Origin of the sequence: Amycolatopsis sp., from assembly GCF_035546795.1 — a bacterium.
Lineage (GTDB): Bacteria > Actinomycetota > Actinomycetes > Mycobacteriales > Pseudonocardiaceae > Amycolatopsis_E.
This window is the reverse complement of sequence record NZ_DASZWC010000003.1, coordinates 126227-151184: the sequence shown is the minus strand read 5'-3', so window position 1 is coordinate 151184 and position 24958 is coordinate 126227. Positions and strand designations below refer to the sequence as shown.

At 69.7% G+C, this 24958-nt stretch carries 24 protein-coding genes; 8 read left to right on the top strand and 16 right to left on the bottom strand.

The features are described 5' to 3' along the window. Positions 1 to 4 precede the first annotated feature (4 nt). Both VHD82_RS04205 and VHD82_RS04200 read left to right on the top strand, forming a co-directional pair. Entirely contained in the window at positions 5 to 934 is a 930-nt protein-coding gene (locus VHD82_RS04205) for an ATP-binding cassette domain-containing protein (protein ID WP_325697156.1), read from the top strand. Next, complete coding sequence (locus VHD82_RS04200; RefSeq protein ID WP_325697154.1) at positions 931 to 1716, top strand: ABC transporter permease; 786 nt, start codon at positions 931 to 933, stop codon at positions 1714 to 1716. Before VHD82_RS04205 ends, VHD82_RS04200 begins: the two co-directional genes overlap by 4 nt. A gap of 3 nt (positions 1717 to 1719) precedes the next feature. Here the strand turns inward: VHD82_RS04200 and VHD82_RS04195 are convergent, their stop codons facing one another. Next, entirely contained in the window at positions 1720 to 2037 is a 318-nt protein-coding gene (locus VHD82_RS04195) for a hypothetical protein (protein ID WP_325697152.1), read from the bottom strand. A 314-nt stretch (positions 2038 to 2351) separates the two neighbouring features. On the opposite strand from VHD82_RS04195, the gene VHD82_RS04190 reads away from it, so the two are divergent. Next, positions 2352 to 2891, top strand: a complete 540-nt coding sequence (locus VHD82_RS04190; RefSeq protein WP_325697150.1) for a VC0807 family protein — start codon at positions 2352 to 2354, stop codon at positions 2889 to 2891. Positions 2892 to 3174: 283 nt separating this feature from the next. Here VHD82_RS04190 and VHD82_RS04185 read toward each other — a convergent pair whose 3' ends face one another. Genes VHD82_RS04185 through VHD82_RS04175 form a run of 3 tightly spaced genes read right to left on the bottom strand, consistent with a single transcriptional unit; the run spans position 3175 to position 5587 of the window. Then, positions 3175 to 4017: a hypothetical protein gene (locus VHD82_RS04185; protein ID WP_325697148.1), complete on the bottom strand. Its 843-nt coding sequence runs from the start codon at positions 4015 to 4017 to the stop codon at positions 3175 to 3177. After that, positions 4014 to 5216, bottom strand: a complete 1203-nt coding sequence (locus VHD82_RS04180; protein ID WP_325697147.1) for an RNA polymerase sigma factor — start codon at positions 5214 to 5216, stop codon at positions 4014 to 4016. The genes VHD82_RS04185 and VHD82_RS04180 overlap by 4 nt, the downstream gene beginning before the upstream one ends. Further along, the gene (locus VHD82_RS04175; RefSeq protein WP_325697144.1) at positions 5213 to 5587 is read right to left on the bottom strand and encodes a YciI family protein; all 375 of its coding nucleotides are present in this window, start codon (positions 5585 to 5587) and stop codon (positions 5213 to 5215) included. Before VHD82_RS04175 ends, VHD82_RS04180 begins: the two co-directional genes overlap by 4 nt. Positions 5588 to 5709: 122 nt before the next feature. On the opposite strand from VHD82_RS04175, the gene VHD82_RS04170 reads away from it, so the two are divergent. After that, positions 5710 to 8841 (top strand): BTAD domain-containing putative transcriptional regulator, encoded by a 3132-nt coding sequence (locus VHD82_RS04170; protein ID WP_325697142.1) that lies wholly within the window; start codon positions 5710 to 5712, stop codon positions 8839 to 8841. On the opposite strand, the gene VHD82_RS04165 is transcribed toward VHD82_RS04170, so the two are convergent. Beyond that, on the bottom strand, positions 8825 to 9574 hold the full coding sequence (locus tag VHD82_RS04165) for an ABC transporter permease (RefSeq protein WP_325697140.1): 750 nt from the start codon (positions 9572 to 9574) through the stop codon (positions 8825 to 8827). The two genes, VHD82_RS04170 and VHD82_RS04165, sit on opposite strands and share 17 nt — an antisense overlap. Continuing rightward, positions 9571 to 10500, bottom strand: coding sequence for an ATP-binding cassette domain-containing protein (locus tag VHD82_RS04160; RefSeq protein ID WP_325697138.1), 930 nt, complete (start codon positions 10498 to 10500; stop codon positions 9571 to 9573). Before VHD82_RS04160 ends, VHD82_RS04165 begins: the two co-directional genes overlap by 4 nt. A gap of 132 nt (positions 10501 to 10632) precedes the next feature. Here VHD82_RS04160 and VHD82_RS04155 point away from each other — a divergent pair, with 132 nt between their 5' ends. Next, positions 10633 to 11853 carry a cytochrome P450 gene (locus VHD82_RS04155; protein WP_325697136.1) on the top strand — a complete coding sequence of 407 codons (1221 nt, stop codon included), beginning with the start codon at positions 10633 to 10635 and terminating at the stop codon, positions 11851 to 11853. Positions 11854 to 12121: 268 nt separating this feature from the next. Here VHD82_RS04155 and VHD82_RS04150 read toward each other — a convergent pair whose 3' ends face one another. From VHD82_RS04150 to VHD82_RS04135, 4 genes are all read right to left on the bottom strand, one after another. After that, a complete protein-coding gene (locus tag VHD82_RS04150) occupies positions 12122 to 12514 on the bottom strand; it encodes a hypothetical protein (protein WP_325697134.1) in 393 nt (130 codons plus the stop codon). A gap of 10 nt (positions 12515 to 12524) precedes the next feature. Next, on the bottom strand, positions 12525 to 13838 hold the full coding sequence (locus tag VHD82_RS04145) for an amidase (protein WP_325697133.1): 1314 nt from the start codon (positions 13836 to 13838) through the stop codon (positions 12525 to 12527). Then, positions 13835 to 14890: a hypothetical protein gene (locus VHD82_RS04140; RefSeq protein ID WP_325697130.1), complete on the bottom strand. Its 1056-nt coding sequence runs from the start codon at positions 14888 to 14890 to the stop codon at positions 13835 to 13837. The genes VHD82_RS04145 and VHD82_RS04140 overlap by 4 nt, the downstream gene beginning before the upstream one ends. Before the next feature lie 67 nt (positions 14891 to 14957). Then, positions 14958 to 15857 (bottom strand): nitrilase family protein, encoded by a 900-nt coding sequence (locus tag VHD82_RS04135; RefSeq protein WP_325697128.1) that lies wholly within the window; start codon positions 15855 to 15857, stop codon positions 14958 to 14960. 116 nt (positions 15858 to 15973) lie between these two features. Here VHD82_RS04135 and VHD82_RS04130 point away from each other — a divergent pair, with 116 nt between their 5' ends. Continuing rightward, entirely contained in the window at positions 15974 to 16438 is a 465-nt protein-coding gene (locus VHD82_RS04130) for a helix-turn-helix domain-containing protein (RefSeq protein WP_325697126.1), read from the top strand. Here the strand turns inward: VHD82_RS04130 and VHD82_RS04125 are convergent. From VHD82_RS04125 to VHD82_RS04100, 6 genes are all read right to left on the bottom strand, one after another. After that, a complete protein-coding gene (locus VHD82_RS04125) occupies positions 16435 to 17724 on the bottom strand; it encodes an RNA polymerase sigma factor (RefSeq protein ID WP_325697124.1) in 1290 nt (429 codons plus the stop codon). The two genes, VHD82_RS04130 and VHD82_RS04125, sit on opposite strands and share 4 nt — an antisense overlap. 3 nt (positions 17725 to 17727) lie before the next feature. After that, positions 17728 to 18147: a YciI family protein gene (locus VHD82_RS04120; RefSeq protein ID WP_325697123.1), complete on the bottom strand. Its 420-nt coding sequence runs from the start codon at positions 18145 to 18147 to the stop codon at positions 17728 to 17730. Positions 18148 to 18253: 106 nt separating this feature from the next. After that, positions 18254 to 19417 (bottom strand): acyl-CoA dehydrogenase family protein, encoded by a 1164-nt coding sequence (locus tag VHD82_RS04115; RefSeq protein WP_325697121.1) that lies wholly within the window; start codon positions 19415 to 19417, stop codon positions 18254 to 18256. Positions 19418 to 19419: 2 nt separating this feature from the next. Beyond that, positions 19420 to 21033 (bottom strand): AMP-binding protein, encoded by a 1614-nt coding sequence (locus tag VHD82_RS04110; RefSeq protein WP_325697120.1) that lies wholly within the window; start codon positions 21031 to 21033, stop codon positions 19420 to 19422. Next, positions 21030 to 21845, bottom strand: coding sequence for an alpha/beta hydrolase (locus VHD82_RS04105; RefSeq protein WP_325697119.1), 816 nt, complete (start codon positions 21843 to 21845; stop codon positions 21030 to 21032). Before VHD82_RS04105 ends, VHD82_RS04110 begins: the two co-directional genes overlap by 4 nt. Beyond that, positions 21842 to 22726 carry a MaoC family dehydratase gene (locus VHD82_RS04100; RefSeq protein WP_325697117.1) on the bottom strand — a complete coding sequence of 295 codons (885 nt, stop codon included), beginning with the start codon at positions 22724 to 22726 and terminating at the stop codon, positions 21842 to 21844. The genes VHD82_RS04105 and VHD82_RS04100 overlap by 4 nt, the downstream gene beginning before the upstream one ends. Before the next feature lie 129 nt (positions 22727 to 22855). Here VHD82_RS04100 and VHD82_RS04095 point away from each other — a divergent pair, with 129 nt between their 5' ends. Together VHD82_RS04095 and VHD82_RS04090 are read left to right on the top strand one after the other, a co-directional pair. Next, positions 22856 to 23473 (top strand): TetR/AcrR family transcriptional regulator, encoded by a 618-nt coding sequence (locus VHD82_RS04095; protein WP_325697115.1) that lies wholly within the window; start codon positions 22856 to 22858, stop codon positions 23471 to 23473. Between the two features lie 120 nt (positions 23474 to 23593). Beyond that, positions 23594 to 24946 carry an MFS transporter gene (locus tag VHD82_RS04090; RefSeq protein ID WP_325697114.1) on the top strand — a complete coding sequence of 451 codons (1353 nt, stop codon included), beginning with the start codon at positions 23594 to 23596 and terminating at the stop codon, positions 24944 to 24946. Positions 24947 to 24958 lie beyond the last annotated feature (12 nt).

The window sequence follows — 24958 nt, the reverse complement described above, 5'->3', positions numbered from 1 at the left end:
CGACATGACGATCACCGCAACCGGGCTGCGCAAGTCCTTCGGCGACAAGGTGGTGCTCGACGGCATCGACCTGACCGTCGACCGCGGCACGATCTTCGCCCTGCTCGGCCCCAACGGCGCCGGGAAGACCACGACGGTCAACATCCTGTCCACCCTGCTCCGGCCCGACGCGGGTACCGCGCTGGTCGACGGGCACGACCTGGCAGCCGACCCCGACGGGGTGCGCGCCGCGATCGGCGTCACCGGCCAGTTCTCCGCGGTGGACAACCTGCTCACCGGGGCGGAAAACCTGAAGCTGATGGCCGATCTGCACCACCTCGACCGCGCGACCGGCCGTCGGCGCGCCACCGAACTGCTCCACCGGTTCGGCCTGACCGAGGCGGCCACGAAACCGGCCTCGACCTATTCCGGCGGAATGCGGCGGCGCCTCGACCTCGCGATGACGCTCATCGGCGACCCGAAAGTGATCTTCCTCGACGAGCCGACCACCGGGCTCGACCCGCGCAGCCGCCGCGACATGTGGCAGATCGTCCGCGATCTCGTCGCCGGCGGCGTCACCATCCTGCTCACCACGCAGTACCTCGACGAGGCCGACGAACTGGCCGACCGGATCGCCGTGCTCGACCACGGACGGCTCGTCGCCGAGGGCACCCCGGACGAGCTCAAACGCCAGATCCCCGGCGGCCACGTCAGCCTGCGGTTCCCCGACGTGCCCAGCTTCGAGTCCGCCGTCCGCGTCCTCGGGCCGGTGACGCCGGACCCCGAAACGCTCACCGTGCGCGTGCCCGGCGACGGCAGCGTCCGGTCCCTCAAGGCGCTGCTCGACCGGCTCGACCAGGCCGCCATCGAGGTCGGCGACCTGTCCGTGCACACCCCGGATCTCGACGACGTCTTCCTCACCTTCACCGAAACGGAAAAGGCGGCCGCCAGATGAGCACCCAGACCTACGCGCTGCGCGACTCGGCGACGATGTTGCGCCGCAACCTCAAACACGTCCAGCGGTATCCGTCGATGACCGTGCTGCTCGTCGGGATGCCGGTCATCTTCCTGCTGCTGTTCGTCTACGTCTTCGGCGGCACGCTCGGCAACGGGCTCGGCCCCGGCGGGGGCGGCCGCGCGGCCTACGTCAACTACGTGACGCCCGCGATCATCCTGATGACCATCGCCTCCACCGTGCAGGGCACCGCGATCTCGGTCGCCACGGACCTGACCGAAGGCATCATCGCCCGCTTCCGCACCATGGCCATCGCGCGGGTTTCGGTGCTCACCGGCCACGTGCTCGGCAGCGTCATCCAGGCGATGTTCACCCTCGCGATCGTGATCGGCGTGGCGCTGCTGGTCGGTTTCCGGCCCACCGCCGGTTTCGGCGAATGGCTTGCCACCGCGGGCTTCCTGGTCCTCGTGACGTTCGCGCTGGTGTGGCTGGCGGTGGCGCTGGGCCAGGTCAGCAAGAGCGTGGAGACCGCCAGCAACCTGCCGATGCCGTTGATCCTGCTGCCTTTCCTCGGCAGCGGGTTCGTGCCCACCGACTCGATGCCCGCCGGGCTGCGCTGGTTCGCCCAGTACCAGCCGTTCACGCCGATCATCGAGACGATGCGCGGCCTGCTGTTCGGCACCCCGATCGGCGACAACGCCTACCTGGCGCTCGGCTGGTGCGTGGTCATCGCGCTCGGCGGCTACCTCTGGTCGAAGAAAATGTTCAACCGGAGCGCGTGAGACTCAGCCGAGCGTGAAGAGGGTGCCCTGCCCGGACGCCTCCTCCAGTGACGGCAGGCCACGCAGGCGACGGCACTTACGGCAGGTCGCCTCGTGGTCCGTCGGCACGAGATCCCCGGCGGCGCCGAGCCCCGACCAGCCCTGGTGACAGGCGGGCGCGGGCAGGGTCAGCCCGTTGATCCACTCGGTCTCCCCCACCGCGTGCACGGTGCCGGACCGGCCGATCCGCAGCTTGCGGCCGCGGAAGACCTCGTGCTGTGCCGCGGCGAAGGCGGCTGGATCCAGTTCCGGCACCGGGAACAACGCGATCGGCTCACCCATACCCTCAGTATCCCTGCCGGCACCGGCAACCTGGCGCAGCACGCGCCGGTGTGGGTCCAGCCCCACCCAGCCCTACGTCCAGACGGATACCTCCGCACCCGCCGGCTTCCTAGCGTGAAAACCACGCCGGACAACGGAAAAGGGAGCGAAATGGAAACCGAAACGCAGGCCGGGGCACTCGTCGGGCCCACGACCTACCGCCCGGACCGCAGTCCGCGGGCCCAGGTGCGCCGCGAGCTGGCGATCAACGTCGGGGTCAACATGGTCGCACCGGTCGCGCTGTTCTACGGCCTGCTCGCGCTGGACATCAGCCAGTGGCTCGCGCTGATGCTGGGGATCGTCCCCCGGGTATCCGCGCCGTGCAGACGATCGTCACGCGGCGGCGGATCGACACGCTCGCCGTGTTCACGCTCAGCATCCTGGTGCTCAGCGTCGCGATGTCCTTCCTCACCGGCAGCCCGAGGTTCCTGCTGGCCAAGGACGGCTGGCTGACCGCGGCGGCCGGGATCTGGATGCTGATCACGCTCGCGCGGACGCCGTTCATCTTCCAGATCGTGCGCACGCTCCTGCCCAAGGCCGCGCGGGAACGCGCGGAGATCAACTGGCGCGATTCGCCCACGTACCGCCACGTCATCCGGGTCATCACCACGATGTGGGGCGTCGTGCTCATCCTCGACGCCGGGGTCCGGGGGCTGCTGGCGTACGCCCTGCCCGTCAGCCGGGTGCCGTTGATCAGCGGGCTGCAGTACCTGGGCGTGTACCTCGTCCTCGAAGTGACCACGAGGCTGCTCGCCCGCCGCAAGAGCGTGGCGGCGGCGGTCGAAGCCGAATCCGGGCAGGAGTACCTGAAATGACGAAAGTGGTGCTGGTGAACGGGATCGGTGCCGCCATGGCCAGGCATTTCGCCCGTGGCGGTGCCCGCACTGACCGCGCGCGGCTGTGGCGCCATCGTGGCAACCTCCAGCATCGGCGGGATCTCGCCCGTCCCGCCGAGATCGCCGAAGGCGTCGAGTGGGTCGAGAAGGGCAGCACCGGTGAGGCGTGGATCCCGCAGGCCGGGCGGCCTCCGGCGCGCGCGGAATTCCCGCTGATCGAACTCAGCCCGAACCGTCAGCCACCCGGGCCCGCCGGACAAGGTCAGTGTGCGAGCACCCGTTGGCCTGCCTCGAAACTGCGCAGGGCGGCACCGAGCGCGGCGGCCACGGTGAGCTCGAAGATCTCGTCCTCACTGTGCCCGGCCGACTTGAGCCCGGCGATGTCGGCGTCCGTGATCTGGTACGACGCTTCGCGGACTTTGTCGACATAGGACTGCAGCGGCTCGGCGAGACCTTCGCCGTCCGCGGCGGCCGCGCGGAGCGCCGGGTCCGTCGTCGCGGGCGCGGTCAGCACCGAGTTCCGCAGGTCGGACTTGGGACCTTCGGCGAGCAGGAAGGCGGGGAAGCGATAGCCGAAGCGGTGCAGCGCTTGGGTTCCGCTGTGCAGCTGGCCGTCGAGCAGGACGAAGCCGAACGCGTTCGCCAGGCGGTTGATGATGTTGAACACCAGGTTCACCCGCAGCGCTTCGACGACAGCGTGCTCCGGCAGCTCCGGCGGGGCGGTCGCGTGCTCGGGATCCTGTGTGACAGCAACGAGAAACGTGCGAACGGCCGCCAGTTCGGGGCGCGCCGAAGAGGGGTCGTCCGGGTCGATCTCGCCGTGCCCGGCGATGCGGGTGAGCTCGGCATGGGTCACGACGCAGAACGGGCATTGGTGCAGCTGCGCGGTGGACATGGCGAGGTACTCGCGTTCCCCGGCCGTCCAGTAGGAGGGCCCGCGCATCGTTCCGGCGGTGAGATCCAGCAGCGGCCGGGTGAGGAATCCGGGGCGGTACAACAACATCTTCACGATGTCCGGGCTCGGCACCCGTGACGTCTTCGAGGTCGCCGCGAGGAAGAGCTTGGCACGGCGGCGGTGGCCATGGTCGAGTATGGACAGTCTCATCGTGACTCCGGGATTTCGAGGCGTCCGGCGAGGAAACGCCGGTCCGCGGGGTTGGTGGCGAGCTCGTGCGCGCGCCGGTATGCGGCGGCTGCTTCGTCCGTGCGACCGAGGCGGCACAACAGGTCGGCCCGGGCGGCGTGCAGCAGATGATAGTGGTCCAGACCTTCGATCCGATCGATGAGCGCCAGTCCTTCGGCCGGTTCGGTGGCCATGGCAACGGCGACGGCATGGTTCAGCGCCACCACCGGAGACGGCGTCGCCACGAGCAGCTGTTCGTACAGCGCGACGATGCCGGCCCAGTCCGTCGGCGCCTGGGTGTGCAGGACGGCGATGGCGGCCTGCAACTGGTACGGCCCCGGCGAACCGAGGCGCAGTGCCCGGTCCAGCAGCCCGACGGCCTCGGCGATTTCGGCTTGGTTCCACCGTTTCCGGTCCTGATCCGCCAACAGGACGACTTCGCCGGACGAGGTGTAGCGGGCCTCGGCTCGCGCGTCGTGCAGGAGCTGCAGTGCGAGCAGGCCGAGCGCTTCCGGTTCGTCGGGCATGAGCGCCGCGACGAGCTTCGCCAGCCGGATCGCCTCCTGCTGCAGCTCGCCGTCTCCGTCACTGGTGTAGCCCTGGGTGAAGATCAGGTAGATCACCGCCAGAACCCCGGAAAGACGCTCGGGCAGCAGGTGATCGGCGGGCACTTCGAGGCTGATTCCGGCGTCGCGGATCTTGCGTTTGGCCCGCACCAGCCGTTGCGCGAGGGTGGCCTCGCTGACGAGGAACGTGCGGGCGATCTGCGCGGCCGTCAGGCCCGCCACCGCCTGCAGCGTCAGGGCGACGCGGGCTTCCTCGGCCAGCGCGGGGTGGCAGCAGGTGAAGATGAGGCTGAGCCGCTCGTCGCCGATGGCGAGCAGGCTGTCCGCACCGAAATCCACCGTCGTCGCCTCCTCCCGGCCACCCAGCAGCGTGAGCTTCTCCTGCCCGCGCCGCGCCCGCCGGAGCCGGTCGATGGCGCTGTTGCGGGCCGCGGTGAGCAGCCACGCCACCGGGTCGTCCGGCACCCTGTCCCCCCACTTGCGCAGGGCGAGCGCGCACGCGTCCTGCAGCGCTTCCTCGGCCAGCTCGAAGTCGCCCAGCACCCGGATCAGCGCGGCCAGCATCCGGGCCCGGTGCTCGCGGTAGGCCTCCAGCAGGACGGGCGCGGCTGTCATGCGCCGGTGGTGGTCCGGTGATCGAGATCGGGCACCACGACGATCGGGCGGACCTCGATCGTGCCCTGCTGGGCCATCGGGCACAGCGCGGCCAGTTCGAGTGCTTCGTCGAGATCACGGCAGTCGAGCACGTACGTGCCGCCGAGGTGTTCGTGGGTCTCCAGGAACGGCCCGTCGGTGATCATCGTCCGTCCCTCACGGACGCTGACGGTGGTCGCGGTGTGCTCGCCCTGCAGCGGATGCCCGGCGACGAACGCGCCACGACGGCGGCACTCGTCGGCGAACGCGTTCACCCTGGCCAGCGCCTCGGGGAACCCGGGATCCCCGGGCTCCGGGCGTTCGCAGTTGTAGATCAGCAGCATGTACAGCACGTGTCCTCCAACCCGCGTGGTTTCGTCAATGAGGACGACGAACGACTCGACCATAACTCGACAGCCCCGGCCGGATCTTTTTCTTCGGCTGAACGGGACCCGCCCGTGGCAAAATCGGCCCGGTGCAGATCAGGGTGCTGGGACCATTCGAGGTTCACACGGACGACGGCGCTCTCGCCGACGTGCCGGGCGCGCGGTTGCGCGGGCTGCTGATCGCCCTCGCGTTGCAGCCGGGTCGCGTCGTCTCGAAGGCGGCGCTCGTCGACTGGATCTGGGGTGAGCGGCCACCGGCCGACGCGACGAATGCCTTGCAGCGCTTGGTTTCCCGGCTCCGGAAGGTGCTGCCGGAAGGGGTCGTCGACGGGCAGCCGGACGGGTACCGGTTGCGGGTCGGACCCGACGCGGTCGACGCGGTGCGGTTCGAGCGTCTCAGCAGCCAGGCCCGCAACCAGCAGGACCCGCGGCTGCTGCGTGACGCGCTCGCCTTGTGGCGTGGTGCCGCCATGCAGGACATCGGTCTCCAGGAGAGCGCGGCGTTCGACGCGGCGGTCACCCGGCTCGAGGCCCTGCGCCTGACCGCACTGGAGGACCGGTTCGACGCGGAGGCCGGCCATGACGCGGAGGTCGTCACGGAACTGACCGATCTGGTGGCCGCGCACCCGGTGCGGGAACGGCTGGTGGCCGCGTTGATGCGCGCGCTCGTCGCGACGGGGCGCGACACCGAAGCGATGCTCGTGTACCAGCGCACGCGAGAAGCACTGGCCGACTCGCTGGGTGTCGATCCCTCGCCGGAGCTGTCGGCCTTGCACGTCGCGCTGCTGCGGGGCGAGCTGGGCGGGCGCCGTGAGGAAACCCGCAGGACCAACCTGCGCGAAGAGCTGACCAGTTTCGTCGGCAAGGACGCCGATGTCGCCGCGGTCCGCGAACTCGTCGCCGGGCATCGGCTCACCACCCTGATCGGCCCGGGCGGCTGCGGGAAAACGCGGCTGGCGACCGAAACCGCGCGCACCCTGCTCGGCGAACTGCCGGACGGTGGCTGGCTGGTGGAGCTCGCGGCCATCGGCGCGGACGGTGACGACAGCGGGAACAGTGTCGCCCAGGCGGCACTCGCCGCGCTCGGCCTGCGCGACGCGCTCCTCGGCGAGGCGTCGAACGGGGAGCCGGCCGACCGGCTCATCGCCGCGATCCGCGAGCGGGACACGTTGCTGGTACTGGACAACTGCGAGCACGTGATCGAGTCGGCGGCGGCGTTCGCGCATCGCGTGCTCGGGGAATGCCGCCGGCTGCGGATTCTGGCGACGAGCCGGGAACCGCTGGGCATCACCGGCGAGGCGCTGTGGCAGGTCGTACCGCTGGCGTTACCGGACAAGCACGCCGGCCCGGAGGAAATCGAGTCTTCGCCCGCGGTCCGGTTGCTGCGGGACAGGGCGAGCGCGGTGCGCAAGGATCTCGACGCCGGCACGTCGACGATGGCACGCGTCTGCCGGGCGCTGGACGGGATGCCGCTGGCGATCGAGCTGGCCGCCGCCAGGCTGCGCACCATGTCCCTGGAACAGCTCGCCCACCGGCTCGACGACCGGTTCCGCCTGCTGACCGGCGGCAGCCGCACCGCGTTACCGCGGCACCGGACGCTGCGCGCGGTGGTCGACTGGAGCTGGGAACTGCTCACCGACGCCGAACGCGCGGTCCTGCGCAGACTCTCGGTGTTCGCCGGCGGGGCGAGCCTGGAGGCGGCCGAGCGGGTCTGCGCCGGAGACGCGGTCGAGCAGGACGAGGTGCTCGAACTGCTCACCGCGCTGGCCGAGAAATCGTTGCTGGTCGCCGAAGGCGAAAGCGCACCGCGCTACCGGATGCTCGGCACGATCAAGGAGTACGCCGAGCATCGTCTCGCGGACGCGGGGGAAACAGGCCTGGCGCGCCAGGCGCATCTCGCGTACTTCACCGAACTCGCCGAGACGGCGGAGCCGCGGCTGCGCCGCGCCGAACAACTGGTCTGGCTCGCCACGCTCGAAGCCGAGCACGACAACATCAATTCCGCGATGCGGGGCGCGCTCGCGGCCGGCGACGGAGCCGCGGCGATGCGGCTCGCGGCGGCGGCCGGCTGGTACTGGTGGCTCGGCGGGCACAAGGCCGAAGGCATGGAGCTGATCACCGCGGCCACCGACACGCACGGCGAGGTGGCCGACGAGATCCGGGCCGTGGTCTACGCCTTGATGTCGATGTTCGTCAACTCCGGCCCGGCCGACGAACACGCTGCGGCGGAGTGGATCCACAAGGCGTACCGATTCGGCAGGCAGGCCCGGCACCACCACCCGTCGCTGGTGCTGGTGGTGCCCCTGGAACGGATGCTGCAGGCGCCGAACGAGTTCCTGTCCGCGTGGGAACCGTTGCTGGACGACGCGGATCCCTGGGTCTGCGCGCTGGCGCGGCTGCATCTGGGCAAGATGCGGATCGTGCTCGGCCAGGGCGGCCGGGACGCGGACGCCTATCTCGAAACCGCGCTCGCCGAGTTCCGGGCGATCGGCGAGCGGTTCGGGATTTCGTTCGCCCTGACCGAGTTGGCGGACCGGATCGCCACGCGTGGCGAGTTCGCCGAAGCGTGCGAGTACCACGAACAGGCCATCGCGGTCGTGACCGAGGCCGGTGCCGTGGAGGACGTGATCCGGATGCAGGCACGGCAGGCACAGCTGTACTGGCTGCTCGGCGACAAGGACGCCAGCGCGGCCGCGATCGCGGAGGCGGAGCGGCACGCGGAACGGGTCACCTGGCCGGATGCGCTGGCGATGCTGGCGCTGTCGAAGGCACAGCTCGCCCGCCTGCGCGGCGACGCCGGCGAAGCACGCCGTCAGCTCGACACCGCGACGGCCATGCTGGGAGCGGAGGCGGAGCGGGCGAACATCCGCGCCGGCACCCTCGACCAGCTCGGCTACCTCGCCGAAGACCTCAGCGAAGCCCGTAAGTACCGCGAAGCGGCCTGCCAGGCGGCCGTCGAGGCGGGGCACGCGCCAGTGATCGCGCAGGTGCTCGTCGGGGTCGCGGATTTGGCGCTGCGACAGGACAAACCCGCGCAGGCGGCGCGGCTGCTCGCCGCGAGCGCCGGGGTGCGCGGGCTGCCGGACCGGTCGCACCTGGACATCGCGCGGATAGAGCAGGATGCGCGAAACCGCCTCGGCGAAGGGGAGTTCGCCGAGGCGGCGCGGGAAGGTGCGGAAGCGAGCTGGACCGAACTGGTCGCCGTCACGCTCGCTTCTTGAACGTGGACCGCGCCCACAGGTAGCCGACGAGCGCGATCCCGACGCACCACGCGATGGCGATGATCGCGGTACCGGCCGACGGCGCGCCTTCGAGCAGTCCGCGCAGGGTTTCGATGACGGGCGTGAAGGGCTGGTACTCCGCGAACTGCCGGAGACCGGGGCCCATCTTCTCCGCCGGGGCGATCGCGCTGCTGAAGAACGGCAGCATGATCAGCGGCACCGCGGCCAGTCCCGCCGTCTCCACGGATTTCGCCGCCAGTCCCAGCGCGACGGTCAGCCAGCCTGCCGCGAACCCGAGCAGCACGACCATGCCGAGCACGCCGAGCCAGTCGAGGAAACCGGCCGACGGGTCGAAGCCCAGTAGGAAAGCCACCCCGATGATCGCCGCGATGGCGACCAGATTGGTGAGCAGGCTCGCGACGACGTGCCCGGTCAGCACCGCGCCGCGGGAGACGTCCATGACCTTGAACCGGTTGATGATGCCCTTGGTCATGTCCGAGCTCACCGCCGTCGCGGTGGCGCCGAGGCCGTAACAGACGGCCAGGAGCATCAGACCCGGTGTCGCGTAGTCGACGTAGTTGACGCCGACATCGAACGCGTCGCCGAGCATGTACACGAACATCAGCATGACCACGACCGGCATCAGGACCGCGTTGAATACCGAGGTCGGGTTCCGCGCGAGATGCTTGAAGTTGCGGCGCAGCATGACGAGGGAATGGGCTTGGGCACTCATTTCGCGGCCACCTCCGTCGTACGGCCCGTCAGGGCGAGGAAAACGTCGTCGAGATCGGGTGTGTGCACGGAAAACTCCTCGGCGCCCAGGGAGTACTCGTCGAGCATGTCGAGCACGGCCCGCAGCGATTTCGTGCCGCCGTCGCTGGGCACCCGCAGCGCCATTGCGTCGTCGTCCCGCGTGGCGCCGGGGAACACGCGCCCGGCCGCGTCGAGTTCCGCGGCGGTCGTGAACCGGAGCCGGACGTGCGTGCCGGACAGCCGGCGTTTGAGGTCTTCCGGGGTGCCCTCGGCGACCAGGCGGCCCTGGTCGAGCACCGCGATCCGGTCGGCGAGCTGGTCGGCCTCGTCGAGATACTGGGTGGTGAGGAAGATCGTCACCCCGTCGGCGACCAGCTCGCGGACGATCGTCCACATGGTGCGGCGGCTGCGCGGGTCCAGGCCCGTCGTCGGCTCGTCCAGGAAGATGATCCGCGGGCCGCCGACCAGCGTCATCGCCAGATCCAGCTTGCGGCGCATCCCGCCGGAGTAGGTCGAGACCGGCTTGCGCGCCGACTCCACCAGCTCGAACCGCTCCAGCAGCTCCGGCACGACCTGCTTGCCCTTGCCCTGCAGGTCCACCATCAGCTGGAGGTTCTCTTGCCCGGTCAGCAGCTCGTCCACTGCCGCGAACTGGCCGGTGACCCCGATCGCCGAGCGCACCTTCCTGGCCTCGGTCGTGATGTCGTGCCCGGCGACCCGTGCCGTCCCGCCGTCGGCCTGTAGCAGCGTGGTCAGCACGTTCACCGTCGTCGTCTTGCCTGCCCCGTTGGGGCCGAGCAGGGAGAACACCGAGCCCGCCGGCACATCGAAATCGATGCCGCCGAGCACGACCTTGTCCCCGTATGTCTTCCGCAGTCCCGAGACCGCGATCGCCGAAGTTGTCATGGGACAACCATCGAGGCCGCCGCCGCCACGCTCCTGACGCGGCTCTGACACGGGTGGTGTCAGAGCCGTGGCGGTCGCGTGTCAGGACCCTCGGCGATCGTGGTGAGCACACCAGCCACGGAAGGACATCCGATGAACCAGAAGGTCGACATCCCGCACGGCCTCCCGATGGAGCGCGACGCCGGCCCCTTCGACCCGCCCCGTGAGATCACGCGACTGCGCGAGACACGGCCGGTCAGCCCGCTGGTCTTCCCCGACGGCCACGAAGGCTGGCTCGTCACCGGCTACGACGCGGTCCGGCAGCTCATGGCCGACACCCGGTTCAGCTCGCGGCTGGACATCGACGTCGTCCACGTGCCCTACGAGACGCCCGGTATGCCCTTCGCCACCGAGCCGTCCCCGCAGCTGCCGGGCATGTTCATCGCGATGGACCCGCCGGACCACACCCGGCTGCGGAAACGGCTCACCGGCGCCTTCACCGTCAAGCGGATGAAGCAGCTGGAGGAACACATCGTCGAGATCGCCGAACGGCAGCTCGACGAACTGGCCCGGCTGACCCCGCCGGTGGACCTGGTCAAGGAGTTCGCGCTGCCGGTGCCTTCGCTGGTGATCTGCGAACTGCTCGGCGTCCCCTACGCGGACCGGGCGTCGTTTCAGGCCAACTCGGCTCAGTTCATGGTCAAGGACCAGTCGCTTGAACAGAAAATGGGCGCCTACGTCGCGCTGAACACCTACCTTTCCGAGCTGGTGACGCAAAAACGGGCCGAGCCGGGCGAGGACATCCTGTCCGACCTGGCCCGCCAGGACGACCTCAGCATCGAGGAGCTGACCGGCGTCGCCTTCCTGCTGCTGCTCGCCGGGCACGAGACCACCGCGAACATGCTGGCACTGGGCACTTTCGCGCTACTGGAACACCCCGGGCAGCTGGCCGAGCTGCGCGCCGACCTGGATCTACTGCCCGACGCCGTCGAGGAGCTGCTGCGCTACCTGGCCGTCGCCGACGTCTTTTACCGCTATGCCACGGAAGACATCGAGCTGGGCGGGGTGACGATCGGCAAGGGCTCCACCGTCGTCGTCTCGCTGCTGGCGGCCAACCACGACTCCGGGCGCTTCGAGAACGCCGACACCCTCGACATCCACCGCAAGGCGCGCGGGCACATGTCCTTCGGCCACGGGGTGCACCAGTGCCTCGGCCAGCAACTGGCCCGCATCGAAATGCGCGCGGGTTTCGAGGGGCTGCTGCGCCGCTTCCCGACGCTCGAACTCGCCATCCCGGCCGCCGAGGTGAAACTCCGGACGGACATGAACATCTACGGGGTGCACGAGCTGCCGGTCACCTGGACGGTCGACTGACCGGTGGTGCCCTCTCGCTCGCGGGTGCGAGGGAGAGGGCACTTCCCCTGCGTTGTCGGAGGATCCCGGCACGCCGGCCGGGTTCGGCTCCGATTCTCGGTCACTGCCACGGCGTCCAGCCGGACAACGTCCACGCCCTGGAGCCGTCACGACGATGGTGTGCTGCCGCACGGCGGATGCTCACCGGCGACGACTGGGCGCGCGGCGACGCAACGGCCGAACGCGAGTACAACCCGCAAGGCGTGCCGCGGCCCGGGCTCGGCCGCGGCTAACGCTCGTCACCACGCCAGTCGGTGTTGAAACCCTTGAGGTGCGGGTGATACATCTCGTCCCCGGCGTGCTGGGTGAACTCGACCTTCAACCACAACCGGTCCAGCTCGAACATTTCCACGCACAGGTCGATCAGCCGCTGCGCCAGCTCCGCCCGGGTCTCGACCGGCCGCCCCTCGCGGACGTCGCACATGATGAGTGCCGATGGCGTCGGCGGCCCGGATTCGTGACACCGCCACACGCCCCCTTCTCCCAGGTCGTGCACGGACACCGTGAGCAGGTCCATCGCCACCTGCATGGTTTCGCCGTAGATGACACCGACGCGCTGGGCGAGGGCCTGTTTCGCGGCCCGGTCGACGGTGATCGGCAGATCGATCTGGATGGAGGGCATGATTTTCCTTTCACAATGCCATCGCGGCCGCGAACAACGTGCGCTCGCTCGCTGCCAGAAGCTGGATCCCCACGGGGAGGTTGTCGACGTGGCCCGCGGGCACACTCACCGCCGGCAGCCCGGTCAGGTTCCACGGGCTGGTCAGTGAAAGCAGCGCCGACCGCACTTCGAGATCGTGGCCGGCGACCCGCACATTGCGCTCGCCCACAGCCGGCGCGACGATCGGCACCGTCGGAAGCACCAGAACGTCGTATACCCGCAACAGTTCGCCGACCATCGCGCGCAATTCCCGCCGAGCCTCTTCGGCTTCGGCGTGACGCGCGGCCGAGACCTGCCGCCCGGCGTCGAGTCGCGCCAGTACCTCGGGATCGATGACGTCACGATCGCGATCCAGGTGGTGCTCGTGCACGCGGAAAGCCTCAAAGCCTTGCAGCGCCGAGAAAACCTCGAACCAGGACTGCGTTCGCGAGAACCCGTGCACCACTTCGACGGCGAGCCCGGAGCGGTCGAGGAGACCGCGAGTCAGCCTTTCGATGCGCGGATCGGTCACCGCGATGTCCCCTGGCGGAATCCATCCGACCTCGAACCCGCTCCCACGCCCGTCCATCGGCCGCTCGGTCAGCGCCTCGTAGCCGATTCGGACACCCGCCACGGTGGTGGCGAACAGGCCAACGTGATCGAGACTGGGCGCCAGCGGAGACACGCCCTTGCTGGAAATCGCGTCATAAGTGGGCTTGAGGCCGACGATTCCGCACAGCGCCGCGGGCACCCGGACCGAGCCCGCGGTGTCGGTCCCGATCGCCAGCGGCACCATGCCCGCCGCAACGGCGACGGCGCTCCCGCCGCTGCTACCTCCGGACATCCGGCTGGGATCGGCGGGATTGCGGGAGGCACCGTGCACGGAGCGGTCGCCGGTCGCGCCATAGGCGAACTCGTGCAGTGTGGTCTTGCCGACGATGACGGCCCCGGCCTCGCGCAGCCGCCTGACGACTTCGGCATCTTCGGTCGCGGTGGCGCCGAAAGAGGAGGCGGACCCGGCCGTGGTCGGCAGTCCTTCGATGTCGACGAGATCCTTGACCCCGACCGGAATGCCGTGCAGCGGCCCCCGATCGACGCCTTCGGCCAGCTCGGCGTGGGCGCGCTGAGCGGCGCGCCGCGCTTCGGCATCGATGCTGACGAACGCGTTGAGCGTCGGGTTCATCTCCTCGATCGTCTTGATCGACTGTTCGACGAGTTCCGTCGCGGTCACCTCGCCCGTGCGCAGCATCCGGCCGAGCCGGGCGAGGTCGTGCGTCGCGAAATAGCCGTTGGCCAATGTATTCACGTGGTGAACCCGGGCAGCAGCCCCAACGCGGGCACGATCAGTGCGGTACTCAGCGACATCGATGCCACGTTGCCTATGAAGGGATGAAAGTGAGCGGGCAAGTGTCTTGCGAGGAAATGGGCCAGCGGCGGCGCCACCGCGGCACCCAGCACGCCACCGACGAGAATGGCCTGCAGCGTTCCGCCGTAGGCGAGGACAGCCGCCGGCGCAACGGAAACGATCGGGACGAAGGTCGGATAGAAGGGCAGCCATCTGTTGCGCCACAAGGCCATCCCCACGGCCGCGGTGACGAACTGCGCCAGCAGCACTTGCGGGAACAGGCCGCTGCCGTACACGGGCGACGTCGGGTTGAGCAAGTACGCGACGACCGCTCCGAGGATCAGCCCCGCGCTGGCCCACTCGTTGCCGAAGAACTGGGCCTCGGAGAAGTCGGCGAGCACACGGCGAACTGTCCACATTCGACTCTTCGACGGAGGTGGGGTGTCGACAGCCACCTGTGGGTGCAGCCAGGGCAGGAACCGACACAGGGCGAAGGCCACCAGTCCACCCACCGCCATCCCGCCCGTCACGCCGATGACGGGTGGCAGGCCGAGCGGCGCACACACATAATCCGTGCCCAGCAAGGAAAACGGCGTGGTGACGACACCGCCGAGCACCGCGCCGGTGACGATGTTCCGCCATCCCGGACCGAAAACGAGCACGATCGCGGGCGAGACCGACACGAACGGGACGAACGTCGGCTGCCACGTCCCGCCCGCGAGGGTCCAGCCCCACACCAGGTTGCTGACCAGAACCCCGAGCAGCGCGCTGGTGACGACCGCGGGCCACAGCCCGGAGCCACAGGCGAGCACGAAACCCTTGCGGTGCCGGTGCGCGAACGCGCCGCCGATCAGCATGCCTAGCCCCGCCGGCGCGCTGGTGTAGAAGTTGGGTTCGGTGGTGGCGCTGAGGAACCAGGCCGCGAACGAAGTCAGCGCGGCGAGGTTCCCGTTCCAAGGCACGTAAGTGCGCAGAACTTGCTGTGACAGCAGCACAATGACTGCTGCCACCATGACGACTCCGGATGCGGCGAGCCATCGGCCGCGACTGGTGATCCGCACTGATCCCATGTCGCCCGTCCTAGCGCGGCAGCGGTTGCGAACCGCGGTAGCCGAGGAGCTGGTCGTAGAGATCCGTGCGGCGGTCGCGGTGCAGGTCGTTGAGCTGGTTCCAGATCGGCGCGGTGCGCGACTGCACCAGGTCGACGTCGGCGTAGAGGATGGTGTCCTCGTCCGGGCCGGCGATCCGGTCGATGGGCCAGCCGTTGGTGCCCGCGATCAGCGAGTTGCCCATGAATCCGGCGCCGCGCTCCTGGCCGATCCGGTCGGCGGTGGCGATGAAGACGTTGTTGGCGTGCGCGGCCGTGATGGTGAGGTGCGCGGCCATGCAGGTGCCGCTCGCGTCGTAGAGCGGCGGCGGGGTCCACACCCAGCCGGTGGGGATGCAGATGATGTCCGCGCCCAGCTGCGTGACGATCCGCGCGGTCTCGGGGAACCAGATGTCCCAGCAGACCAGTAGCCCGATCCGGCCGATCCGTGTGTCGAACACCCGGAAACCTTCGTCGCCGGGGGTGAACCACAGCTTCTCGGTGTTCCACAGGTGCGTCTTGCGGTAGCGGCCGATGTACCCGTCCGGCCCGGCCAGAACCGCTGTGTCGTAAAGCTTTCCATCCGCCTGCTCGACGACGCAGCCCACGATGTAGAGATCCCGCTCGGCCGCGATCCGGGCGAACATCTCGACGCTGCGACCGTTGGGCACCGGCTCGGAGTGCGCGTACGCCTCCTCGCGGGTCTCGAACACGTAGCCCGTCGTCGCCAGTTCGGGAAGGACGATGAGGCCCGCGCCGTTGTCCGCGGCGGCCGTCAACCGCTCCTCCACCGCGATCTCGTTGGACTTCAGGTTCTCCACTCCGACGCGGGGTTCGAACTGCACCACCGCCACGCGTACCGGGCTGACCCTGCGGTCGACCTGCTCCGTCATGCTCACGCCTCCATCTGGTTTCAATTTGCAACCGGTGCGAGGACCGTAGCATCCACTGGTTTTGACTTGCAACCAGTTGCTATGAGAAACTTGGACCGGACACAAGGGGGTCGGACATGGCGCGAGGCGTGACGCACGAGCGGGCGGAATGCCCGGTGGCAAGGGCTGTCGACGTCATCGGTGACCGCTGGTCGCTGCTGATCGTGCGCGACGCCTTCGACGGGATCACGCGGTTCAGCGACTTCCAGCGCAACCTCGGGCTGGCCAAGAACATCCTCGCGTCCCGGTTACGCGATCTGACCGCCGCGGGCATTCTCGAAGCCGTACCGGCGGCGGAGGGCAGCGCGTACCGCAAGTACACGCTCACCGAAAAGGGCCGCGAGCTGTTCAGCCTCATCGTCGCGATCAGGCAGTGGGGCGAGGAGTACCTGTTCGAGGACCAGGAACCCCATTCCGTCCTGCTCGACACCGAGCACGAACGCCCGCTGCGGCGGCTCGAAGTGGTCGACTCCACCGGCCGCGCGCTGACTTCCTCGGGCACGTTCGTGCGCAAGGTCTCCCACGGCGACGCGCGCTCCTAGTCACCGAGGTTCGCGAGTTTCCCTTCCAGGACAGCACGTTCGCGCTCATTCCCGCACAGGGCGACGGCACGCTCCAGCTCGGCACGGGCCTCGGCGGCGCGTCCCAGCCGGATCAGCAGCTCGCCGCGCACACTGGGCAGCAGGTAGGAGTTCACCAGCGCGCCGCCGGCCGCCAGTTCATCCACAATGGACAGTGCGGCGGCCGGTCCTTCGGCCATCGCGACAGCGACAGCCCGGTTGAGCTCGACCACGGGCGACGGCGCCAGCCGGCCCAATGCCTCGTAGAGGAGCACGATGCGGTGCCAGTCCGTCGCTTCCACCGAGGGCGCGACGGCGTGGCACTCGGCGATCGCCGCCTGCAGGCCGTAAGCGCCCAAGCCTCGCCCGGCCTGTTCGGCACGGGCCAGGGCGGCCCGGCCGCGGCCGATCGCGGCCCGGTCCCAGCGGCGGCGGTCCTGGTGCTCCAGCAATACCGGTTCGCCGTCCGGGCCGGTGCGGGCGGGGAATCGCGCCGCGGTCAGTTCGAGCAACGCCAGCAGGCCGTGCGCCTCGGGCTCGTCGGGCACCAGCCGGGCCAGCACCCGCGCCAGGCGCTGCGCCTCGCCGGCCAGGTCCAGCCGGATCAGCTCGCGGCCGGAACTGGCCGAGGAGCCTTCGGTGAAGATCACGTAGACGACGTTGAGCACCGAGCCCAGCCGCGCGGCGCGTTCCGCTGCCGGAGGCACCGCGAAGGGCACCCCGGCCTCGGCGAGGGTCTTCTTCGCCCTGGTGATCCGCGCCTGCACGGTGGCAGTGGGGACCAGAAACGCCTTCGCGATCTCGTCGCTGGTCAGGCCGCCGACCACCCGCAAGGTCAGCGCCACCCTCGCCTCCCTGGACAGCACCGGATGGCAGGAAACGAACATCAACGCGAGCACGTCGTCGTCGATCTGGTCCGGGTCCCACAGCACTTCCTCGGTGTCCTGCCCCGGGTTTCCGGGCGCGCCACCCGCGGCGACGCCGCCCTCGCCGAGATGACGCGCGAGAGCGGCGTACCTGTCGCCGAGGGCCGAACGCCGGCGGAACAGATCGATCGCCCGGCGGCGGCCGACGGTGAGCAGCCACCCCGCGGGGCTGCGCGGCACCCCGGCACGCGGCCAGGTCACCAATGCCTCGGCCAGCGCCTCCTGGGCAAGATCCTCAGCCAGCGCGAAGTCGCCGGTGTAGCGCGCGAGCGCACCGACGATCCGCGCCGACTCGATCCGCCACACGGCGGCCACCGCCTCGCGCCCGGTCGGGTCGGCCATCGCTCAGAGCTGGCCGGTGGCCTCGCGCCACGCGCGCTCCTTGGCGACCCACTCGTTGTCCTGCGGGAACTCGTCGATCGTTGGCACCCGGCGGATCTCGGTCTTGAACCCCGGGCCGGTGAGCGGCTGCCGCTTGGCCCATTCGATCGCCTCCTCCTTGGAGGCGACGTTGAGGATGTAGAAGCCGTTGAACAGCTCCTTGGTCTCCCCGTACGGCCCGTCGGTGACCACGGGTGTCTCGGCGGAGTAGTCCACGACCACCCCTTCGGCCGGGTCGGCCAGCCCCTCCGCCGCGATCAGCACCCCGGCCCGGATCAGCTCGTCGTTGTACCGGCCGACGGTCTCCAGCATTTTGTCGAAGTCGATGTCCGCCATCCCGGCGAAGGCCTCGTCGGTCGCGCGCATGATCAGCATGTACTTCATGGCCGTGTCTCCCTGTGTCGCGGGCCCCTGCCGGACCCTTCCACCCCAAGGTCGAACGGGCCACTCCGGGGATCGACACCCCGGCCGGACTTTTCCGGCCCGGTTCTCAGCGACGGTCGTCCCTGCCCAGCAACGCGTCGGAGATGATCCGCAGCTGGATCTCGGACGTCCCTTCGAAGATCTTGGTCAGCCGGGCGTCCCGCCAGTACCGTTCGGCGGGGAAATCGGTGGTGTAGCCGGCTCCGCCGTGGATCTGCAGGCCCTCGCTGGTGACCCGCTCGGCCATCTCGGAGGCGACCAGCTTGACCATGGACGCCTGCACCGGGCTGCGCTGACCGGCGTCGACGTTCGTGCAGACCTGGTACATCAGGGCGCGAGCCGCCTCGACCTGCGCCGCCATGCCGGCGATCTTGAACCGAAGGCCCTGGTTGGCGCCGATGGGGCGGCCGAACTGGACCCGCTCGCCGGCGTAGGCGACGGCGTCCTCCAGCGCGCCGCGGGCGAGCCCGATCGCGCGCGCCGCGGTGTGGATGCGGGCGGTGTCGAGGTCCCCCATCGCGATCCGGAATCCCTGGCCGGGCTCGCCGACGACCTCCTCGGCATAGGCGTCCTCGAAGGCGAGCTCCCAGGTTTTCCAGCCGTGGTAACCGATTTTGCGGACGGGAGTCCCGGTCACGCCCTCGGGGAGGGTGCCCCGCTCCTTGGGCATGAGGAAGCAGGTCACCCCGCGAGAGCGGTGTGCCGGGTCGACGGGCTCGGTGCGCGCGAAGACCTGCAGGTAGTCGGACCCGTCGGCGAAGGTGCACCACATCTTCTGCCCGGTGATGCGCCAGCCGTCGCCATCCGGGGTCGCGCGGCAGCGGAGGTTGGCGACGTCGGAACCCGCTTCGGCCTCGGACAGCGCGAACGCGCTGAGGAACTCCCCGCGCGCCATCGCCGGCAGATAACGCTTCCGCTGCTCCGCGTCGAAACCGGCGGTGAACTGCTGGCCGCGGGCGATCAGGCTGGCCACGCTCATCCAGCCGCGCGCCAGCTCCTCCACGATGATCGCGTACTCGCTGAGCCCGAGGCCCAGCCCGCCGTACTCCTCGGGGATGAGAATCCCGAAAAAACCGAGTCCGGCCATCTTTTCCCGCAGTTCCATCGGGATTTCGCCGTGGCCGGGGTCGAGTTCGTTCGCGACGGGCAGTACTTCCTTCATCGCGAACTCGCGCGCCATCGCCTGGATCGCGAGGCGGTCGTCGGTGAGGAAGGGGGCCGGTGCTGTCATGTTCACTCCGACAGCTCCCTGGCGAGTTCGCGCAGCGCCGCGGCCTTGATCTTGGCACCGTTGGTGCCGACGGTGGTCGGCATCCGATCGATCACGTGGACGGTGTCTGGCACCTTGAACCTGGCCAGGGTCTCCGCGCACCAAGCCCGCAACTCGACGGGATCGGGCTTGGTCTCCGCCACCGGTTCGACGAACGCGATCGCCCTGGTGTCACCGTCCACGGTCAAGCCGACGACCTTCGCGCGGGCGACGCCCGGGTGCTCGGCGAGCCGGATCTCGATCTCGGCGGGTTCGACGAGGAACCCCCGCAGGCGGATCGAGTCGCCCATCCGGCCCGCGTACTGGAAGCCGCCGTCGGCCAGGACGGTGCCCAGATCTCCCGAACGGAACCAGCCGTCCTCGGTGAACGACCTGGCTCGGATGGCGCCGTCGTCGTCACCGAGGTAGGCGTCGACCACGTGGTAGCCGCGGAACTGCAGCTCCCCCGGCTCCCCGTCGGCCGGTGGCCCACCGGTCACCGGATCGGCGGCGCGCACCTCGATGTCGTCGGACACCGGGCGGCCGCCCCCTCGCCAGCGCGCGGGGGCCGGGTCGTGCTCCCGCCAGAAGGACGTCAGGGCGAACAGTTCACTCGAGCCGTAGACGCCCAAAGTCGTGGTGCCCATTTCCTGCTCGGCCCACTCGGCAACCTGGACGGACTTGCCGTAGAAGTCCGCGATGAGCATCCGCTGCCAGCTCGGCAGGCTGCCGCCGCGGGCGCGCACGCTGTCCATCAGGCGACCCGCGATGTCGTCGGCGCCGGCCAGGTGGGTCACGCCGAACTCGGTCATGTGCCGCACGACCAGGTCGTCGTCGAAGGTGGGCTCCAGCAGCGCCGCCCCGCCCGCGCCGATCGCCGTCATCGCCGGCACGAACCCGAACACCCCGGACAGCGGGAGCACCACGAGGCTCACCGACGACTCGTCCCAGCCACCCGCGGCGGCCACGTTGCGGGCATGCTTCGCGACGGCGCTGCCCAGGTGCGCGGCGAGCTTCGGCATCCCCGTCGAACCGGAGGTCGTGAAGGCCACCGCGATGGCGTCCGGGACGCCGCGCAGCGCGTCGAGATCCGAGTTTCCCTTGTGCGGCGCGGGAATCCAGACTCCGGCGCCGACGTCGTAGGCCGCCGCGGCTTCCGGGGAAGCGGCCGGCCGTCCGGGCCCGGTCACCACCGCGACCGCGGGCACCGGAGCGTTCGCCTCGGCGACGGCGGCGTGCAGCCGCGAGCGCAGATCCAACCCGAGGAAGTCGTGGGCGATCGCCACAACCTTGGGGCGGGCACGGTCGAGCACGTGCGCGACGTCGGCGATGCCGTAGCGGGTGTTGATCCCGATGACGTGCGCGCCGAGCGCGGCGGCCGCGAACTGGAGGACCAGCGCGTCGGACCAGTTGGGCAGCCACACGCCCACGCAGTCGCCCTTTCCGACGCCGTGGTCGCGCAGGTCGTCGTGCATCGCGAGCACGCGCGCGCCCAGCTCGGCCCGCGTCACGCGGATCGGCTCGGGGCCGCCGTCGATCACGGCGACGCTAGACGGGCCGGCGGCCACGGTGTCGGCGAGCAGGTCCATCAGGGTCATGCCACACTCCGGTTCCGGTCGAGCTCGGACAGCCAGCCGTGCAACGTGTCGGCGAAGCCTTCGAGCTCCTCCATCGGGTAGTGCCCGACGCCTTCGAGCAGGGTGTAGCGGGAATCCGGGATCAGTTCCGCCGCTCGCCGGACGTCCGCCGGATCCACCCACAGGTCGTCTTCCCCCACGACGAGATGGACGGGGCAGGCCACGCCGTCGAGTTTCGCGAGCACGTCGTGCGTCGCCCAGCCGATCAGGTCACTGTTCGAGATCTCGGGATCCTCGCGGCGGTGCATCCGGGCGATCAGCTCCGCCCGCTCCGCCGGCACCCGCGACCCGACCACGGCCAGGGTGCCGAAGTAGGTGCGATCGGACCGGCTCGGCGCCGCGGAATCGACCAGTTCCCGTTCGAGCCCGCGCACCGTGAGCATGGCCGAATCCGTTCCGCCGTGCGCCGCCATCGCGACGGCACCCGCCAGCCGTTCGCCACGGCGTACGGCGAGCTGCAGCGTGATCGCGCCCCCAATGGAGCAGCCGACCACGAAGGGCCGCACCAGTTCCAGCCGGTCGATCAGCTCCTCGCACCATTGCGCGTACACCGCGAGGTCGCGCACCGGGCCGCCAACGGCCGGCTCCGAACGTCCGTGTCCGGGCAGATCCGGCACCACGACCCGGTACCCGAGCGCGGCCAGCCGCGACTGGGCATCCCGCCACTGCACGCCGTTCTGGCCCGCGGTGTGCAGGCACAGCACCGGTTGCCCGGCGCCTTCTGTCAAGACGAACGAGCGCGTCCCGGCCACCTCGACGTACTCGGCTTTCATGATCGGCCCTCCGCGAATGCTCGTGCCTCGTCGACCAGCGCGACGATCGCCGCGGTCAGGCGCAGGTACTCGTAGGCGCTGCCCTCCACCGTGAACTCGTCGCGCATCGTGCGCTTGGTGAAGTCGTTGACCGGCCCGGTGAACAGCCGCGCCCAGACGACATCGGGAGCAGCCACGACGAACGTCGGGCCGTCCGGGGTCCGGGTTCCGGCCTCGAGCACGCGCCCGCGATAGACCCGGAAGAGCACCGGGTCCGCGCCGAAGCGCAGCCCGATGGTCCCGTCCCAGGTGCCGGTGGCGCGGGCGAACGCCGTCGAGTCCGCGAGCCGGGCCGCGAGCGCCCTGGCCCATTCCACCGTGGGGAAAGCCTGGCCGCGGCGCGCCTCGCGGTCGTCGACGCCCTCACGGGCGGTGACCAGCGCGGCCGTCTGCCCTATCTGGACAGTAGCGCCGTGCTGGTTGCGGACCACGACATGCCGCCCGACGATCCCGTTGCGCAGGGCCGAAGTCCGGCGGGTGCGGGTCACGGTCATCTCGTAGGTGACCGAATCCCCCACCCGGATCGGCGCCACATAGTCCCAGTGCGTGTCGAGCGCCGCCTCGACATGACCCGAGAGTCCGAGATCGTGGTGCCAGCCGAAGAAACCGGCGAGCCCGAGCGGGCCGTGCACCAGCGGCCTGCCGTCCGCGGACTGGGCGGGGTCGGTGTGCAGGGCCGCCCTGTCGCCACTGACCTCGGCGAACCGGGCGACGACCTCGGCCGGGAAGGCCCTGGCCGGACCGGTGAACACCTGACCGACCGCGAAGTCCTCGAAATACGGCGAGGGCGGCGGACCCGGCGCCTTCGCATCAAGCGCGTCCTGCGAGACGCTGGTCGTCATCGATGATCCTCTCTGCTCGCCCGCCGCGGAGCAGCAACACGAACGAACGTTCTCTCAAGGACAACGTAGGCACCGTCGTGGCGCGTCGTCAAGACCGGGGCCGCCCGGCGGTCGGCTATCGTGGCGCAGATGAACGTTCGTTCCGCGAAGCTCGTTCCCGCCACCGGCCGCCGGAACGAAGCGGCGATCCTGAACGCCGCTCTGCTCGCTTTCGGCACGAAGGGCTTCAACGGTGCCTCGATGCGCGAGGTCGCGAAGGGGGCCGAGACCAGCCTGTCGAACCTCTACAACTACTTCCCTTCCAAGTCCAAGCTGCTCGCCGCGACACTGCGCCACGCGAACGACGAACTCCAGCGGCGAGTGACGAAGGCGGTACAGGAAGCCGGCGACGACGCGCCGTCCCGGTTGCGCGAGGCGGTTCGCGCGCACGTGGGTTTCGTCGTCGACCACCAGATCGCCACCTTGGTCGCCACCAACGAAGTGCGCTACCTCGCGCCGGACGACAGATCGGCATTGGTCGCGGATCGCGACGCCACACAAGCGACCTTCGAGCGCATCGTCGAGCAGGGCGCCGCGGACGGCAGCTTCCGCACCCCCTACGCGAACGACGCGGCACGAGCCGTGCTGAGCGCGGTCGGCGCGATCGCCGCGTGGTACCGCCCGGACGGGCCGTTGAGCCGAGGCCAGTTGGCCGAGCAGTACGCCCGATACGCGCTGGCACTCGTCGAAACCGCGCTCCCGCACTGACCCGCCGACGAGAACCCCCTTGCGAATCCAGGACGCGCTGGCTACGTTTGCGAACGATCGTTCGTACCGTGCTACCGGCACGTCACGGCCGCACCGCAGCGGCCCGGAGGTGGACTCGCGATGACCCAGCACGTTCCCCCAGCGAAAATGGGCAGGCTCGCCGTGGCGGCGGTCTTCTCCACGACGCTCGAGTGGTTCGACTTCCTCATCTACGCCACCGCGGCGGCACTGGTGTTCGGGCACCAGTTCTTTCCCTCCGCCAGCCCCATGGCCGGCACGCTCGCCTCGTTCGCGACGTTCGCGGTCGGGTTCGTGGCGCGCCCGCTCGGCGGCATCATCGCCGGACACGTCGGCGACCGGCTGGGCCGCAAACCACCGCTGGTGGCGGCCATGATCCTGATGGGCGTGGCGACCTTCGCCATCGGGATCCTGCCCGGCTACGCCACCATCGGCGCCTGGGCCCCGATCCTGCTGGTGGTGATCCGCATGGTGCAGGGGCTCGGCGTGGGCGCCCAATGGGGCGGGGCCGCGCTGCTGCTCACCGAGCACGCGCCTGTCGAACGGCGCGGCTTCTACGGCAGCCTGGTCCAGACCGGTGCGATTCTCGGGGCCGTTGCCGGAAACCTGTTCTTCGTCGTGCTGAACACGTTCCTCAGCGACGCGCAGTTCACCAGCTGGGGCTGGCGCATCCCGTTCCTTTCCGGGTTCATCCTGGTGCTGATCGGTGGCTACATCCAGCTGAAGGTCGAGGACACCCCGGTCTTCCGCGAGCTGCAGCGCAAATCCGCCGACTCACGACGCGACGCGGGCGTGCGCAAAGCCCCGCTGCTGGAAGCCGTCCGGCTCCACTGGCGGCAGATCCTGCAGGCGACCGGCGCGTTCTTCGTGGTCAACGCCGTTTTCTACATCCTGATCAGCGGAATGCTCAGCTACGCCGTGTCGCACGTCGGAATGTCGCGCAACGCGATCCTCTGGTGCGCGATGATCGCCGGGCTCACCCAGGTCGTGACCATGCCGTTCTTCGGCGGGCTGACCGACCGGCTGGGCTCGCGGCGGAAGCTCTATCTGACCGGCACGGTACTGATGGGACTGTTCGCCTTCCCGCTGTTCTGGCTGGTGGACACCGGTTCGGTGCCGCTGGTGTTCCTCGGGCTGCTGATCGCGTTCACGATCCACGCCACGATGTACGGCCCGCAGGCCGCCCTGTACGCGGAAATGTTCCCCGCCGATGTCCGTTACTCGGGCGCCTCGCTGGGTTACCAGTTCGCCTCGGTCTTCGCCGGCGGTCTTGCGCCGTTCATCATGACCGCCCTGCTCGCCGCCACCCACAGTTCCTGGTCGATCGCGCTCTACATCGTCGGCACCGCGGTCATCACCTTCGTCGCCGTGGTGACCATCAAGGAACGTTTCCGCCGCAACCTCTACGAGACCTCCGAAGCCGAAGCAGCCCGACCGGCGGCCGTCTCCGACTGAACCCGTCCTTTG